Genomic DNA, 16,205 nt, shown 5'->3' on the forward strand with positions numbered 1-16,205 from the left:
CGCGACATGCTACCTGCGTAGTTCGAGTCGTGTGGTATGGCGGGGAGACGTCCTGTCTCGTCACGAGGCGTGCCGAGGGTGACTGGTCATGGCAGACCGGGGCGGTGGAGCGCCCCGGCCAGTCGGCTTATTTCCAGGGGGAGGTTTCCCAGACGCGCTCGGCCAGCTCGAGCTGCTCTGCGTTGAGCGCCTCGAAGTCATTTCCTGTGGTCAGTTTGACCGGATTACCGGACTTGAGCATGGCCTCACGGAACTCCGGATCTTCATAGGTTTTCTCGAAGGCTTCGATCAGGCTGGACTCGACCTCGTCGGGCAGGCCGGCAGGTGCGATGAAGCCACGCAGCGAACCGTTGACGATGTCATAGCCTTGCTCGGTGAAGGTCGGTACGTCTTCCAGCAGTTCCGAGCGCTCTTCGGTGGCGATGCCCAGCACATTCAGCTCGTCGCGGAAATTGATCACTTCTGACAGGTTGATAATGCCCATGGTGACGTGGCCGCCCATCAGGGCGCTGCGCGCTGGCGCGGAGCCCGAGAAGGGAACGATGGTGTACTCGGCATCGGTCACCTCAGAGAGACGGATCAGGAAGAAGTGGTCATCTCCACCTAGGCTCGACATGCTGACAGTGACGGCGCCTTCTCGTTCCTGTGCGGTGGCGACCAGTTTGTCCATAGTGTCGATGTCGCTGCTTTTGGGCGTGACGATCACATTTGGGTCGTCCACCACGTTGGCCAGGTAAGTGAAGCTGTCGGCATCGTAGTCGGCGTCGCGGTCGAGGGTGCGCGCCATCATGCCGGGCAGGTTGTAGGTGCCGATAGTGTAGCCGTCAGGCTCGGCCTGGGCCACGGCGGTGACGCCGATCTGGCCGCTCGCTCCGGGCATGTTCTTGACCACGACCGTGGCGTCGTTGCCGAGATGCTCCTCGAGAAAGGGGGCGACGGTGCGGGCCATGACGTCGGTACCACCTCCGGCGGCATAGCCAACGATTAGGTCGATCTTCTTTTCGGGGTAGTCAGCGAAGGCTTGCGTAGAGGTAACGCTGGCAAGGCAGAGAGCGGCGGCAATAGTGGGAATCCTGGCGGTCATCTTTTTGTACTCCCGTTGATATCACGTTGAGCGAAAAGGCCCGAGGCCAAGCTTCTTTGTGCAGTGAAACGTACAGAATGGCTGAATCAAAGCGAATACTTTTTAACTTTGTCGTAAGATTTGTTGCATCAAGTGGGCTGCTATACGAAATGACCCCTGATGGCCAGGGTTTAGGGCTGTTGCCCTGATGGAAGAAAATAATGGGTTATCGACTATGGTCGAAGATGACTAGATAAGGAAATTGCTATTGAAAGGTGTGGGGTGTGTGAAAGCCCCACACCAGTTGGCTTCAGCTGGCGGCTATTTCCACGGCGTCTCTTCCCAAGTGCGACGTGCCGCTTCGTCCTGTGCCTCTGCCAGGGCCTTGTAATCGTCACCGTAGGAAAAGCTCAGTGGGTTTCCCTGCCGTGCCATGTCGGAGAGGAAAGCGGGATCCGTGGCCATACTCTCGAGTGCACTCACCAAATCGGCGCGGATATCGTCCGGGAGACCGGCTGGAGCCGCGAGACCTCGGAATGATCCCATTTCGATATCGAATCCGAGCTCCTTCGCCGTCGGAACGTCAGGGGCCTGGGGCAAACGCTCATCGGAGAGCACGGCCAGCACGCGCAACTCTTCCTCGAAACCCACGGTCTGGCTAAAGGCCATGGTGCCCATGGCGACATGGCCGCCCATCAGGGCGCTGCGCGCATGGGCGGCGCCATTGAAAGGCACATAGTTCAGTTCGACGTCAGCCGCTTCGGCGAATTGGATGGCCGAGAAATGATCGTTGCCACCGAGTGATGACAGGCCTACCGGTATCTTTCCCGGGGCGTTCCTGGCGTGTTCGATGAGTTCCTCCAGGGAATGGATATCGGATCCTTTCGGCACTACCAAGGTATTGGGGTCAGAGACCACATTGGCCAACCAGGTGAAGCTGTCCACATCGTAGTCGGCATCGCGATCATAGGTCAGCGCCATAGCTGCCGGCAGGTTCATGGTACCGATCGTGTAACCGTCCGGCTCGGCCGACGCTATAGCCGAAAAACCAATCTGGCCGCCCGCACCGGGCATATTCTTGACCACCACTGTGGCTCCCTCACCCAGTTGCTCCTCGACATACTTGGCTACGGTGCGGGCCATGACATCCGTGCCGCCACCAGCGGAGTAGCCAACCACCAGATTTATCGTTTTCTCGGGATAGTCGGCCTGGGCGAGACTGGCGCCGACCAGCAGGGAGGTCGACGCAAAAGCGACGAGGGACAGGCTTAATAGTTGTTGTTTCATGCTGACATACTCCGTTCTTTTAGTTGAACTTGCGCTCATGGCCTTTTGAGTGCTCGGCTATTGAGGGTCATGAGCCGGCGGGTAGCCGGTAGACCCGTGTTGCCGTGTCGTGAAACACAGCGTTGCGCTCCTCTTGACTCCAGGAGGCGGTGAGTCGGTGATAAGCGTTCCACAGCACGCTGTAAGAGATGCTGCCCTTGTCGACAGGGAAGTTACTCTCCAGCATGCAGCGCGATGGGGTGAAGTGCTCGATACAGGCGTCCACATCGGGGGCAATGGCATCGGCGAGCCGCTGTGAGTCCGGTGGCACCTTTCCCGTGTCAAAGCCGAAGCCCATGATCGGCATGCCGAAGCCGCCGATCTTGAGCATTACATTGGGGAGTTCGGCCAGTCGTGCCAAGCCGTCGCGCCAAGCCCGGCGATGGGCCGAGTTGCGGTCAGCATGAGAGCTGGAATAGGGCCCGACGCCCAGGGGACCGCCGGCATGGTCGAGCACGATGGTCAGCGCGGGCAGTCGGCGGGCCAAGATTGCTACCTCGTCGAGCTGGGTCTGGTAGGCCCAGATATCTAGCGACAAGCCGCGGCGGGCCAACTCCTGCGCTCCCTCGGTGAAAGGCTTGCTGACCATCAGCCCCTCAGGAGCCGGCACGGGGTTGGAGCGCACGGTGGGGTCGGGATGCGCCGCGACTGGCATACGCACACCGCGGAAGCGCCCACCGCCTGCCTCTATCAGCGTCTCGAGCACCGGCGCGACATTGGCTCCCATCAGCAGGTCGGCGTGGCCGACGATGGCTGCCGCCACATCGGTGGGCCCGTAGTGGCCGCTGCGTGCCTGGGCTGAGAGGCCGCGAACGAACTCGATCTCGCCGACGGATCGATAGGCCGTGGGTCCGCTTGCGCGATACATCGTTCGGCACTGGACGTAGACCGAGGCGGTGACTCGATGACCGCTGTTGCCAATGTCATCGGCGAACTCCTCGAGCAGATACCGAAAGCCTCGGCGATCCCAAAGGTGGTGATGGGCATCGACGATTTTTTGCTCTGGGGCCAGCGAGGACTCCCGGACTTGGGCGAGCCAGTCCGGCCGTGGGAGAGGGTTTGGCGAGTTGACGTCGGGACGTTGGCGCCATGGCCGCTCGTCGGAGTCGTCACAGCCTTCTTGATGATGGTTCCAGGGGGTCATCACGATTTCCTCCAGCCGTGGGTTCATTGACCCGCGACAGTGATTGGCCGTGGCCCTTGGCTCGGATCGAAGACGGCTGAGGCATCGAGCTCATCCAAAGAGCGGCATCCGAGCAAGCCCAGGTCGCGGTGAACCTCGCTCTGCATGATGCGCACAGCCTGGCCGAGTGCCTTGTCTCCACCCACCGTGGAGGCAAATAGGAAGGGGCGGCCGATGAAGACGAAGTCGGCACCGAGCGCCAGGGCCTTGACGACATCGGTGCCGCGGCGAATCCCGCCGTCAAGCATGACAGCCATGTCTCCCGCTTCGGCCTTCGCTAGGGGAAGCGCACGCACAGCAGAAATGGCGTGATCGAGCTGGCGCCCTCCGTGGTTGGACAGCACCACACCATCACAGCCGAGCGTTCTTGCTATTGCGACGTCGTGATGGGACAGCAGCCCCTTCACCACCAGCCGACCCTGCCACTGGTCACGGATACGGCTGATGTGCTCCCAGTTGAGATGGTCCTTGCGACCGAAGTCCCGCGCGGCCTGCCGCGAAACGATGGGAGCTCCCCGCTGCGCGTAAGAGTTCTCGAAATGGGGCATGCCGCGACGGTGGAGGGTACGCAGGAAGGTGGCAAGCAGCCAGCGTGGCTTGGTGCCGAAATCCCAGGCCATACGAGGGGTGAAGCGAAGCGGCGTGGAAAAACCGGCACGCAGGTTATTCTCGCGATTGGCCAGTACGGCTGTGTCCGCAGTGATAACCAGCGTCTTGTATCCGGCGGTCTTGACGCGCTCGACCAGCGCCGCGATGCGGTCGTCCTCGCCGGGGACGTAGGCCTGGAACCAAGCTTGAGGGTTGGCCTCGATCACCTCTTCCATGGGAGTCAGGGAGGAGCCGCTAAGCACGTAGGGGATACCCTCGCGTCCGGCGACCCGCGCCGCGACATTATCGCCGTCATGGGCCATCAGCGCACTGATACCCATTGGCGCGATGCCGAACGGAGCCGACCACTCGGTGCCGAAGAGGCGATGACGGGTACTCCGACTCTCCACCCCACGCAACGTACGGGGAATGAGTTTCAGCCCGCTGAGCGCGGTACGATTGTCCTCATAGGCCGCCGAGGTTTCCGCGGCTCCCGCGACGTACTGGAATAGGGGGCGGGGAAGCCGCCGACGGGCCGCGGCTTCGTAGTCATCGAGATTAAGGATCATGATGGAGAGACATCGTTGTGCGGCTACAAGGCATCACGCCCCCCAACCTGAGGCCATGGGAAAGCCACCGACGGGCAGCTCGGCGCGCAGGATGGTGCCGGTGTCGGACTCGGTGATGAACAGCGAACGACCCTCTGGTCCGCCGAAGGCGCAGTTGGTAGTGCCGAGCCCGCGAGGGGACCTCACCACGGCGATCGGTACTCCGAGCGCGTCGTGAACCCAAACCAGCCCCATACCCGTCTGACAAACCACCACGCCGCCGTCTTCGGTCAGCGCCAGGCCGTCCGGTCCCGCGCGGCCACCGGAAAACTGCAGGAATAGTCCGGCCTTCACCACGCGTCCACTGTCCGAGATCGGCAGACGCCAGACGGCGTTGGCACGGGTCACCGCCACGTAGAGTGCATGGCCGGCCTTGTCGAGCACCAGCCCGTTGGGGCTTGGCACCTTGTCGATCAGGCAGTCCAATCGCCCGCTTTCATGGTGCCAGCGATAGACCCGGCCAGTGGGATCCTGCAAGCCTGTCTGGCCCTGGTCGGTGAAGTACAATGCGCCGTCAGGGCCGAAGTGCAGGTCGTTGCATCCCTTGAAGCCCTCGGTGTCGGCATCGCACAGTACGCTGGTCACCTCGCCAGTGTCCGGGTTCAGCTGCATGATGCCGTTGCGGAAGTCGGCGATGAAGATCCGTCCATAGGCATCGATTTTCAGGCCGTTGGGCTGGCCGTCGTATTCGGCAACCTGCTCGATGTCGCCGTCCGGTGAAGCGCGGAAGATTCGCCCGAAAGGAATATCGACGAACCACAGGTTACCTACGAGATCAAAAGAAGGACCTTCGATGAAGCTGTCAACGAGCGCTCCGCGTCGGTTGCGCTCCGCCCAATAGGAACGCCGCCCCGTCCTTCTCAATGTCGCTGGAAGTTCAGTAAAAACCTCTGCCTCTATCAATACCGGATCGGGATGGGGGAATGCCATGCTCAGCCTCCAGAGGTCAGGGATGGGAGCCATAGGGCTATGTCTGGGTACCAGATCAGTAGAACCAGGAAAGCTAGAATAATCAGGAAGAAGGGCAGCACACCCATGACGACTTCCTCGACCTTGACGTTGCTATCCGAACTGGCGACCACGAACAGGATGATGCCCAGCGGCGGCGTCAATTGTCCAAGCTCGACTAAAATGACCACAAAGATGCCAAACCAGATCGGGTCGATGTTCATCGCCAGCAGGACCGGGAAAACGATCGGTACAATGATGGCAATCATTCCCAATCCTTCCATAAAGCAGCCCAGTATGGCGAATGTCACCATCAGCAGCAGCAGGAACACGAACGGCGACATATCGGCTTCGCCCACCCAACTAACTAGATCCTCACCGACGCCCGAAAGTGCCGTGGCGTAGGCAAAGATCATCGAGATTAGGACGATGAACAGCACGTTACCGCTCATCAAAAGTGTTCGAGAGATGGCGTTTCTCAGCAGGGTCAGACTGAGGCGGCGGTAAGAGGCTGCGATTACCATCGCCCCGACTACACCGACCGCACCGGCCTCGGTCGGCGTGGCAAGCCCGGCATAAATGCTGCCTAGAACAAAGCCAATCAGAATCATGAAAGGCACAACATCAAGCGCTGCTTTCAGGTAATCGGTCAACTTCAGCGGGGTTGTGTCGCGAGGTGCCAGCGAGGGATTTGCCAGCGCACGAGCGGCAATAAAAAGACTGTAGCAGACGGCCAACAGGATGCCCGGCACCATACCGGCTGCGAACAGCTTTGCTATCGACGTCTCGGTAAAGGTGGCGTAGATAATCATCGTGATCGAGGGCGGTATCAGGATGCCCAAGGTGCCACCAGCGGCCAGAGAGCCCGCGATGATGCGCTTTTGGTAACCCCGAGCCGACAGTGCCGGCAAGGCCACGGTCGACATGGCCGCAGCGGTGGGGGCACTACCGCCGGCAACAGCGGCGAAGATGCCGCTGCCCATGATGTTGGTATGCAGCAGCCCGCCCGGCAGGCGTCGCATGAAGGGAGCTATGCCGTTGTAGAGCCGTCCGCTGAGGCCGCTGCCTAACAAAATTTCCGCCATCAGAATGAACAGCGGGATGGCGGCCAGGGTGAAGCTGTTGGCCGCTCCCCAACTGACCAGCCCGAGGGCCTTCCAGCCGGCGAAGCCTTTCATCAGCCACAGATAGCCGAGGGCCGCGGCCCCGACGGCGAATTGCACCCACAGGCCGCAGAGGATCAGCAGAAGCAGGGCGGAAAAGGCGATTATCGCATCCATCAGCGCTTTCCTCCGATGCCGAGCTGTAGCAGGGCGCGTTCGAACAGGAACAGGGTCATCACGGACAGACCTACCGGCAGCAGCAACTGCGGGATCCAGAGCGGGGTCATCATGGCGGTGGGTGCCACGTTACCGCGAGAGAACGAACTCATCACGAGCAGGGCGGAATGCCAGATGAGCACGCCGCAGATGCCGATGCCCAGCACGATGTACACAAGGCCGAGCAACCGTTTCACCCGCGCCGGCAGGGCGCCATAGAGAAAGCCGACCTGAAAGAGGGCATCGTGACGGATCGCCAGGCTGGCGCCGAACAGGGTGGTGGCAATGACCAGGTAACCTGAGAGCTCCTCCACCACGTGGAGGGAGCTGTTGAGGATCAGCCGCGAGCCGATCTCGGCGACGACCAGGGCGGTGAGCGTTATCAGCCCCAGGCCGGCGAGAAGGCGTACCACAGCGGCGATCGCGTCAAAGACGGGGCCGGCGGAGGCTGGCCCTTGTCCTGTTTCATACTGGTATTCAGACACGTTGCGGTCCTCTGACGGATCGATCACTTGCCCAGGGCGGTGAGCACGTCCTGCAGCGCCTGCTCGTGCTCTGGGCCGGCGTCGCTGGCCCACTCCTGCCAAAAGGGGGCGAGGGCGTCTTGGGCCTTGGCGATGTCCTCGTCGCTGGGCTCGATGATGGTCATGCCCGCTTCCGCCTGGGATTGCTTCTGGGCCTGCTCGTCGACCAGGAAGGCTTCGGTGATGTTGGTCGTCTCCTCGCTGACGATGGTAGCCAAGGTTTCGCGGTCGGCTTCGCTCAGGGATTCGTAGGCGCCGTTGTTGGCAATCACGGCGCTGTAGGCATAGTTCACCGGCAGGCGGTAGTTGTAGTCGAGGAACTCGTGCCAGTTCTTGGCGCCACCCGCACTGGCGGTCAGAACGCCATCAATTACGCCCCGCTCCAACGCGGTCGGCACATCGGAGCCGGACAGCGTGATGGGAGAACCGCCGAAGGCTTCGACAAAGGCGCCCTGTTCGGGTGAAGTCACACGGATTTTGCGATTCTCTAGATCGTCGAGGGAGTCGATCTCGAACGAGGTAAAGATAACCTGCTGGGGGTATCGATAAGCACCGAGAAAGACGACGTCCTGCTTGGCGAAACCTTCTTCAAGATAGGGGAGCATGGCCTCATAGGCCTTATCCCATTGGTCACCGTTCTCGATAAGCATTGGAAGGTTGAGGATGCGCGCGATAGGAACGTTGCCCGAAAAGAAGAGGTCGGCCGAAAAATCGATGAACCCATCGCCGACTGATTGAGTGATATCGCTGGAGGCGATCTGAAGCGTTTTCCCTAGATGAAGCGAGATCGACAGATCTTCAGCTTCTGACTCGACGCGATCAGTGATGCGCTCCATGCCCTTAACGGCTGCGGTGGTTGACACCGAGGAATAGGTGTAGCCCGTCCAGTCGGCGGCCTGGGCGCCACCTACCGCAGCGGTGCCCATAATGATCAGGCTGGATACCAGGGATTGCTTGATGGTTTTCATGGTCATACCTCTTTAATCGTTGTTGATGTCGCTATTCGTTCGAGGAGCTGGCGATACAGCACGTGATGGCGTTGCGCTTGGGAAGAAGTGCTTCATTAGACGTTGGTCTATGTTGCGTAGTCCGGAGTCACAGTTTTGTTGACCCTTGGAAAATTGAACATGAAAAGACTTGCTGTATAAAGCGCGTTTTTTTTGAGGAAAGATGCAGTATTTCTTTATACGAAATTCGCATCCAGCTGGTCGCTGTAAATAAGACGTTAGTCTAGTATTGGCTGGCCAGTAAGATGCGTAACAAGAAAAGTAGGTGCGTCAGGTAATCACAATAAACAATGAGCAGTGACGTCGTGGTGCCAATGATGACGCGGCTGGGTGTGTAGGCAGGGGAGCGCTCTTTTAAAGCCAATTGGATACTGACTTAAGGTTTTCCCGTCTCATCGATCACTAAAGATATAAGCTTGATATGGTTTCTTTGCATTCAGAATATGCTGGGAGCTTGTTTTTTTCGTCCCCTGTTCAGGGTCCAAATAATTTTTAACAACATGACCAGTACCGGAAGACTGCCGATTGCGAAAATGGCTCTTTCATGTGCCTTACCGGCGATCAGCCCGACTGCCATGGCCCCTAGGGCCGGGAGGCCACGGAAAATCATCGTGTAGAGCGATAGCACCTTACCTCTGACTATGTCAGGAACCTGTGTTTGCAGGATGACCTGAGTACAGACCCCATTGGCGAGAATGGCTCCCGATAAAAGCATAAGGGAGGCCAGAGCTGCCCAAAGGGCGTTGCTGATCAGAAAGAGTGCGCACCCAACTACTGCCGACAGGCCGAAACCCATGGTTAGCACCAGAGGACGACCTCTGGCCAGCAGTACTGATGTCACCAAGGCACCGAGCGTCGCGCCAAACCCTTGAGCCGATGTCATCAGCGAGAAGGCTGTAGCTCTTTCGGCCTCGCCGACCGCCAGATGAGCTGCGAAAGCCGGTAGCAGCTCGAAGATTGGCCGGTAGCATAGCGCCAGGAGTGCGAAGAATAATAAGAGAAGCTTATGCTGACTTGTCAGACCATTTCGGACCGCCGACCAATACGAACCTTGGCGCTTACCGATAGCCGAGTTAGCTGGAGCATTGGTATCTGTCCCTTTTTCAGGAGCTTCCTGACAGGCAAGCCGTGACAGTATCAGTGCGAAGAGCAGGTAGCTGATAGCGTTGAATATAAAGACCGACCAGAGTATCCCCAATGTCAAGGCTAGACCGGCTGCCGCTGGCCCCAACATCCGCGCAAGGTTGAACACCATTGAGTTGATCGCCACCGCCCCTGGTACATCTTCTTTGGGAATGATGCTGCTTACGACGACCATGCGTGTCGGGTGGTCGAAGCCATTCAGGATTCCAGTCAACCCTGCTACTACAAGCAAGAAAGCCGGGCTGACAAGCCCGGCCACCGTTGCCAGTAGCATCATGCAGGGAGGGAGGATCGACAAAAGCTGTAGCCGAAGTGCTAGGCGTATGCGGTGCTTTCGGTCGATTAATGTGCCTGCAAAAGGGGCCACGATGACCGACGGCAGCAGGTCGGCCATTGCCATTAATCCCAGCATGAAGCTGGATTGTGTGGTATCCCAGGCGAGCCATAGCAATATAATGCGCTGTGCCCAGGTGCCAACAGCCGAAGCCGCATTGCCCGCGAGGTATACACGAAGGCGGGCGTTGATCAGCGGTAAGGCGGCTTTAGGCAAACGCAATCTCAGCCCCTCGGCATGCTGCAGCCAGTGGCCTGCAGAGCCTTGTCGACCCAGGAGCGGTCATTCTTGCCGGCATGGATAGCTGCCATCTGATTCTCTTCCGCTGCGTGCTTTGCTTGCGCCGCCTCGAGTACTGTTGCGGCATCGTCGAAAGGAACTGCAATCAAGCCATCACTGTCGCCGAGGATCAGATCGCCAGGCTCTATGACCATGCCTCCCAGGCTAATCGGTGTGTTAACTTCGCCGGGACCGTTCTTGTAAGGCCCACGATGGGTCACGCCAGCGGCGAAGGTGGGCAGGTTAGTCTCGCGGAAACCGTCCAAGTCGCGAATCGCACCGTTGAGTACGAACCCCGCCACCCCTTTCTTGACCGCGTATGCGAGCATCAACTCACCCATCAACGCATTGGTGGTGTCTCCTCCGGCATCGCAGACGATGACGTCACCAGGCTCTGCCATGTCGATAGCCTTGTGCAGCATCAGGTTATCTCCGGGGCGCGTGCGGACCGTGAGTGCGACACCGGCCAGGTTACCATCGCGGTGCATGGGACGCAGGGTTGAGCCGCCGGCAAATACCCGGGACATGCTGTCGCTGACCACCGCAACAGGCAGTTCCGAGAAGGCTTTAACGAGCTCATCGTCAACACGACGCTTGCGCTGAAGAATTCTATTTCCGACTGTCATTGCATCACTCCGTCGAAGGGCTGAACGTTTGGAGATGGGTTTTCTCAGGTTATGGTCGCTGTTACCGGTGCATTGGCCAGGCGCGCTTTCGGTAGGGAGTTGCCGGCGAGGAAGTCGATGATGCCCTTGACCGCCAGCTCGCCGACGCGGGTGCCTGCCTCTGCGGTAACGCCGGCGATATGCGGCGTGAGGATGACTCGCTCAGAGGCGGCCAACGAACTCACGTCTGAAGGGGGCTCCTGCTCAAAGGTATCGAGCCCCGCGCCCGCGAGGTGACCGCTTTCCAGAGCGCACAGCAGCGCGGCCTCGTCGATCAGGCCACCCCGGGAGGTATTGACGACGTAGCTATCGGCCGGCATCAAGGCAAGGGTCTCAGCGTTGAGCAGATGAGCGCTCTCCTTGGTCAGCGGGCAGTGCAGGCTGACGATGTCCGATTGGCTGAGCAGTTCCTCGAGTTGCTCGACGCGGCGGGCGCCCATGGCCTCGATGGCCTCGGCCGGGGCGTAGGGGTCGTAGACCATCACATCCAGACCCATGCCCTTTACTATCTGCGCCACGGCGGCAGCGATGGCGCCGCCACCGACCAACCCCAAGCGCATACCCGACAATTCCCGACCGAGGAACCCTGCCTTCTCCCAGCGACCTGCGCGCATGCTCTTATCCAGAGGCAGCAGGCGCTTGACAGTGGCGAAGATCAGGGCGACAGCATGCTCGGCGACCGAGACGGCATTGCCGCCTGCGGCACGGATCACCTGGATGCCATGTCGGGTTGCCGCCTCGACGTCGATATTGTCAACGCCCGCGCCGTGTTTGGAGATCACGCGTAAAGATTTTCCAGCCGCGACAGCGCCTGCACCGAACTTCCCCATTCGGGATACGACGCCGACTGGGTCGTGTTGCACAATGAATTCCACCAGCATTTCTTCGGACGGATAGGGTGGAGTATGAACTAAAGTATAGCCAGCGGTTTCGGCCATTTCCCTCGCTGTGGTAGCGAGGTCAGGGCCTGTTATCAGAATCGTCGGTTGCGTTGCCAAATCGGTTCCTCCCTATTGTGGCGAGGGCAGCCGGACCCGGAGCGGTTTAGCGTCACAGGTCGGCTGCTTTTCGTGTTCTTCTCAGGATACAGGTAGATTTGGTGTACAAAAGCGAATAAAATTTGGCATTAAGTGAAGAATATCTTAATTTGGAGCAGGCTCATGGATACCCGCCAACTTCGTACCTTCGTGGCGATCGCGGAAAATGGCACGTTTGCGAGAGCAGCCTCTGTCGTGAATTTGACGCCTTCCGCAGTCAGCCAACAGATCTATGCGCTTGAGCAGGAGCTCGATACCAAGCTGTTCAATCGTGACTCAAGGCCACCCAGCCTCAACCTTCAGGGGCTAAAATTGCTGGAAACGGCTAAACAGATTCTGGCCCTGGTAGACGAAACCCGAGGTGTCCTGTCTGGGAAACAAATGACCGGCACTCTTAATGTCGGATCGGTGCGCACCAGTACGATCGGCTTACTGCCACGTGCTATCGTCGCGCTACGCCAGGAATTTCCCGAATTGAGTGTAAATCTGCGTGTTGGCATGTCTTCAACGCTGATCAGTGACGTCAATGCAGACCGACTGGATATGGCAGTAGTAGCAGAGCACACAGGTGTCTCTCGAAACCTACTTTGGTCCCCATTCATCCGAGAGCCGCTGATGGTAATTGCTCCTCCCGGCACCCCTTGGATGCCGGCCAGGGAGTTACTCGAAGCGTTACCCTTCGTGCGGTTCGGCAGCGACGTACCATTGGGGGCGTTGATCAATAATGAACTCGCGCGCTTAGGCATTACAGTGCAGGACATTGCTGAGATAGACACGGTACCAGCCATTGTGGAATGTGTTGCAGCCGGCCTGGGGGTTAGCATCGTGCCGGACATTGCTGTGCGAGAAAATGGTCGCGACATGTTGAAGCTGCCTTTTGGCGAACCCCAAGTCTTCAGGCAAATCGGCATGATCCACCGCGCCGGATCCCCTAAAGCGGAACTATTTGTTAAGCTACACAACAAGCTGGCAGAAATGGCGGGAGAGTTTGGTGTTTATCGAGAAGGGGGAGCGGTAGATGGTTCGTAGATACAGGAAGTTTTTTAATTATAAGTTGGGGCGCTACCTGTGCTGTCAGGTTGTTTGTTAGAAATGCGAGCGGTCTCTATTTTTATATTAAGTTGGTGTATTTTGTGTGAGAAGTTCTGGCGCAATGGCATTGCTTGATAGCAGCTTCTTGATTTTCAGTGTTACTTGTTTTTTATTAAAATAACTTTTGCTATGGTTGTCTTGGTTTTTAGTGGGCGGCTGTCAGGTAAATGCCGTCACACTTCACGTTATAAGCCGCCGGGCTACATTAGTCTAGCGTCTTTATCGTTTCAAAAGGCTGAAACCTCACGCCTTGATCCACACCTCGTCGCCCTTGAAGCTCACCTTCCAGGTACGTAGCGCTACGCTTCGTCTTCCAGGCACTGGCCGTCTTCCAAGCGGAAGTGTTGCTTGTAGATCGGCGAGGCGACGATGGGCTGGCCCTTGAGATCACCGGCGATGCCTCAGGCAATGACGTTAGTGTTGGAGAAAGGGCGTGATGGTCCAGGGCGTAGAGCTTCTGTCATGTAGGTGCGGAAATCGAATCAGCGCTGATACTCGGCGACAATTCTGCTTTTGTGATCAGCCACTGTCCCTCGGAGGTGTCCAAGCCGGTGCTTCGTCCTCGGTTCGCCGTGCGTCTTCCCGCATGGCGTGCCCCAACGACTCTTCGAGCTTCATGAACAACTCCCCGTAGCGCCGGCTGAAGTGGATGCCTTCTTCGATATTGCGCCAGGTGTCGAACAGTTGGTCTTCGTGGGCTTTTTCACTGGCAATAAAGGAGTCGGTCATCCGGCGGGCGCGTTGTGGGTGGACGCCCATGGCGGTGAGGGCCTCGCCACCGAGTTTCAGGGCGGAGTAATAGGTCTCGCTCACCACGTCGTCGGCACCGGCTTCACGTAACTCGTAACCATGGCCGCGGTCGAAGGCGCGGGCCAGTATCCAGACCTCCGGGTAAAGCTGTTTGACGTGGCGCACCAGACTCACGGCCCGGTCGCGGTCGTCGATGGCGACGACCAGCAGGCGCGCCTCGGCAATGCCGGCGGTTTCCAGCAGTTCGACGCGGGTGGCGTCGCCAAAGTAACTTTTCAGTTGGATCCGGCGCAGATTTTCGATCTGATCCAGGGCATGGTCCAAGGCCACGCTGGGAATGTTGTTGGCGCGAAGCAAACGACAGACGATCTGCCCGAAGCGGCCGACCCCGGCCACGATCACCGGGGCCTGCTCTTCTATCTCATCCGGCTCCGCTTCTTCGTTGGAGACCTTCTGATAGCGCGGCAGCACCACCCGGTCATAGACAATGAACAACAGCGGCGTCAGGAACATGGACAGGGCCACCACCAGTGACAGCACCTGGGCGGTGTCCGCCGGAATCACGCGGTTCTGGGTGCTGTAGGTCAGCAGGACAAACCCGAACTCACCGGCCTGGGCCAGCCCGAGGGTGAACAGCCAGCCTTCGCTGTCGCGGATGCCGAATGCGAAGGCCAGGCCAACCAGAATCAGCGCCTTGCCCACGATAACCGCCAGGGCGAGAAGAAGGACCGTATCCCAGGCATCCGCCAGCACCCCGAAATTGATCCCCGCGCCCACGGTAATGAAGAACAGCCCCAGCAGCAGCCCCTTGAACGGTTCGATATTGGCTTCCAGCTCGTGCCGGAACTCGCTGTTGGCCAGGACCACGCCGGCCAGGAAAGCGCCGAGCGCCGGCGACAGATTCACCAGGCTCATGAGTGCCGCGATGCCGATAATCAGCATCAGGGACGTGGCGGTGAACACTTCACGCATGCCGGACTGCACCACGTAGCGGAACAGCGGCCGGCTCAGGTAATGGCCGCAGATAATCACCAGCACGATCGCACCGACAACCACCAGCCCATGCGCCCAGCCCGGCAGGTTCTCAACCAGGCTGAGGCTGCTGTGTCCATGCTCGGTGCCGGTGCCGGAAATTCCCGACACGGCCAGCAGCGGGATGACGGCCAGCATGGGGATCACCGCAATGTCCTGGAACAGCAGCACTGAGAAGGCACTTCGGCCGCCTTCGGTCTTGACCAGGCCCTTTTCGGTCAGCGTCTGCAGGACGATCGCGGTTGAGGAAAGGGAGAAGAGAAACCCCACCGCCACGGCTGTTTGCCAGGGCAGGCCCAGGGACCAGGCAAAACCGGTGGCGGCGGCAGCGGTCAGTGTGACCTGCAGGCCGCCGAGACCGAGCAGACGGACCCGCATGGCCCAGAGGGATTTGGGGTCAAGCTCCATCCCCACCAGGAACAGCATCATTACCACGCCGAACTCGGCAAAATGCTGAACGGTGACGGTCTCCTGACCCACCAGTCCGGTCACCGGCCCTATGACCACACCTGCCACCAGGTAACCGAGTACCGACCCCAGCCCGAACCGCCTGGCCAGTGGTACCGCGATCACCGCCGCCACCAGGTAAATAAACGCCTGAACAAAGTAGTCTGTCATCAGAGTAGTCAGTCATGTCCGTGGGCCGAAAATCAAATATTCGCTCATCCAACCTTAGCCCAACGGCTGCATTCCGCTTTCGGTTCCGAAAACAGGAGTGACCTTCCCCCTGGTTTGGCTCCGCTAACAATTCCTCCCTAGCGTGGGTCCGTCACCGACATGAGCCAAAGCCGCCGACGCTTCCCAGCGTCGGCGGCTTTTTCTTTCTTTGCAATAGGGCCGCAACCTCACGCCTCGATCCACACCTCGTCGCCCTTGAAGCTCACCTTCCATGTGCGCAGCCGCACGCTGTCGTCTTCCAGGCACTGGCCGTCTTCCAGGCGGAAGTGCTGCTTGTAGATCGGCGAGGCCACGACGAGTTGGCCCTTGAGGTCGCCGACGATGCCGCGGGCGATGACGTTGGCGCTGGAGAAGGGGTCGTGATGATCGATGGCGTAGAGTTCCTGCGCCTGGCCGGGTAGCTGCGACTTGTTCGGGTCGCTTGGAATATAAAAGATGGCTACCTGGGCCGGGCCTTCAGGCGTTTCCACCCAGGCGGCGACGCCGGAGTAGGGCACCAGGTCGGCGCGGGTGCAGAGTCGTTGCCAGGTCTGGGTCATGGTCTTCGCCGCAATTGCTGAACTCATTCAGGTCTTCTCCACTTTTTATCTGGTCACTGCCGAGCGAGATGAAGCGGGCGGCGCGCTGGG

Annotated in this window: 14 protein-coding genes and 1 pseudogene; 1 reads left to right on the forward strand and 14 read right to left on the reverse strand. The window is 59.2% G+C overall.

Annotated elements, in window-relative coordinates; translation table 11 throughout:
* Positions 1 to 127 precede the first annotated feature (127 nt).
* The 11 genes from I4484_RS05815 to I4484_RS05865 form a co-directional block, all read right to left on the reverse strand.
* Positions 128 to 1,084, reverse strand: coding sequence for a tripartite tricarboxylate transporter substrate binding protein (locus tag I4484_RS05815; protein ID WP_197450043.1), 957 nt, complete (start codon positions 1,082 to 1,084; stop codon positions 128 to 130).
* Between the two features lie 300 nt (positions 1,085 to 1,384).
* Complete coding sequence (locus I4484_RS05820; protein ID WP_234283561.1) at positions 1,385 to 2,350, reverse strand: tripartite tricarboxylate transporter substrate binding protein; 966 nt, start codon at positions 2,348 to 2,350, stop codon at positions 1,385 to 1,387.
* Between the two features lie 67 nt (positions 2,351 to 2,417).
* A complete protein-coding gene (locus I4484_RS05825; protein WP_197450045.1) occupies positions 2,418 to 3,560 on the reverse strand; it encodes an amidohydrolase in 1,143 nt (380 codons plus the stop codon).
* Positions 3,557 to 4,729, reverse strand: coding sequence for an alpha-hydroxy acid oxidase (locus I4484_RS05830; RefSeq protein WP_197450046.1), 1,173 nt, complete (start codon positions 4,727 to 4,729; stop codon positions 3,557 to 3,559). The genes I4484_RS05825 and I4484_RS05830 overlap by 4 nt, the downstream gene beginning before the upstream one ends.
* Before the next feature lie 33 nt (positions 4,730 to 4,762).
* Positions 4,763 to 5,698: an SMP-30/gluconolactonase/LRE family protein gene (locus I4484_RS05835; RefSeq protein WP_197450047.1), complete on the reverse strand. Its 936-nt coding sequence runs from the start codon at positions 5,696 to 5,698 to the stop codon at positions 4,763 to 4,765.
* A gap of 2 nt (positions 5,699 to 5,700) precedes the next feature.
* Positions 5,701 to 6,996 (reverse strand): TRAP transporter large permease, encoded by a 1,296-nt coding sequence (locus tag I4484_RS05840; protein WP_234283560.1) that lies wholly within the window; start codon positions 6,994 to 6,996, stop codon positions 5,701 to 5,703.
* Positions 6,996 to 7,448, reverse strand: coding sequence for a TRAP transporter small permease (locus I4484_RS05845; protein WP_197450048.1), 453 nt, complete (start codon positions 7,446 to 7,448; stop codon positions 6,996 to 6,998). Before I4484_RS05845 ends, I4484_RS05840 begins: the two co-directional genes overlap by 1 nt.
* A gap of 95 nt (positions 7,449 to 7,543) precedes the next feature.
* Positions 7,544 to 8,527, reverse strand: a complete 984-nt coding sequence (gene dctP, locus I4484_RS05850; protein ID WP_197450049.1) for a TRAP transporter substrate-binding protein DctP — start codon at positions 8,525 to 8,527, stop codon at positions 7,544 to 7,546.
* Between the two features lie 475 nt (positions 8,528 to 9,002).
* Entirely contained in the window at positions 9,003 to 10,259 is a 1,257-nt protein-coding gene (locus I4484_RS05855) for an MFS transporter (protein WP_197450050.1), read from the reverse strand.
* 8 nt (positions 10,260 to 10,267) lie between these two features.
* Positions 10,268 to 10,948: an RraA family protein gene (locus tag I4484_RS05860; RefSeq protein WP_197450051.1), complete on the reverse strand. Its 681-nt coding sequence runs from the start codon at positions 10,946 to 10,948 to the stop codon at positions 10,268 to 10,270.
* A gap of 44 nt (positions 10,949 to 10,992) precedes the next feature.
* Positions 10,993 to 11,985: a hydroxyacid dehydrogenase gene (locus I4484_RS05865; RefSeq protein ID WP_267956370.1), complete on the reverse strand. Its 993-nt coding sequence runs from the start codon at positions 11,983 to 11,985 to the stop codon at positions 10,993 to 10,995.
* A gap of 162 nt (positions 11,986 to 12,147) precedes the next feature.
* Between I4484_RS05865 and I4484_RS05870 the strand changes: the two genes are divergently transcribed.
* The gene (locus I4484_RS05870) at positions 12,148 to 13,053 is read left to right on the forward strand and encodes a LysR family transcriptional regulator (protein WP_197450053.1); all 906 of its coding nucleotides are present in this window, start codon (positions 12,148 to 12,150) and stop codon (positions 13,051 to 13,053) included.
* A 306-nt stretch (positions 13,054 to 13,359) separates the two neighbouring features.
* On the opposite strand, the pseudogene I4484_RS05875 reads toward I4484_RS05870, so the two are convergent.
* The 3 genes and pseudogenes from I4484_RS05875 to nirD all read right to left on the reverse strand — a co-directional run.
* Positions 13,360 to 13,573, reverse strand: a pseudogene (locus I4484_RS05875) (nitrite reductase (NAD(P)H) small subunit); the annotation flags it as partial.
* Positions 13,574 to 13,635: 62 nt separating this feature from the next.
* Complete coding sequence (locus I4484_RS05880; protein WP_197450054.1) at positions 13,636 to 15,516, reverse strand: monovalent cation:proton antiporter-2 (CPA2) family protein; 1,881 nt, start codon at positions 15,514 to 15,516, stop codon at positions 13,636 to 13,638.
* A 227-nt stretch (positions 15,517 to 15,743) separates the two neighbouring features.
* Positions 15,744 to 16,142 (reverse strand): nitrite reductase small subunit NirD, encoded by a 399-nt coding sequence (gene nirD / locus I4484_RS05885; protein ID WP_197450055.1) that lies wholly within the window; start codon positions 16,140 to 16,142, stop codon positions 15,744 to 15,746.
* Positions 16,143 to 16,205: the final 63 nt, after the last annotated feature.

Source organism: Halomonas sp. SS10-MC5, assembly GCF_015992245.1.
GTDB lineage: Bacteria > Pseudomonadota > Gammaproteobacteria > Pseudomonadales > Halomonadaceae > Halomonas > Halomonas sulfidoxydans.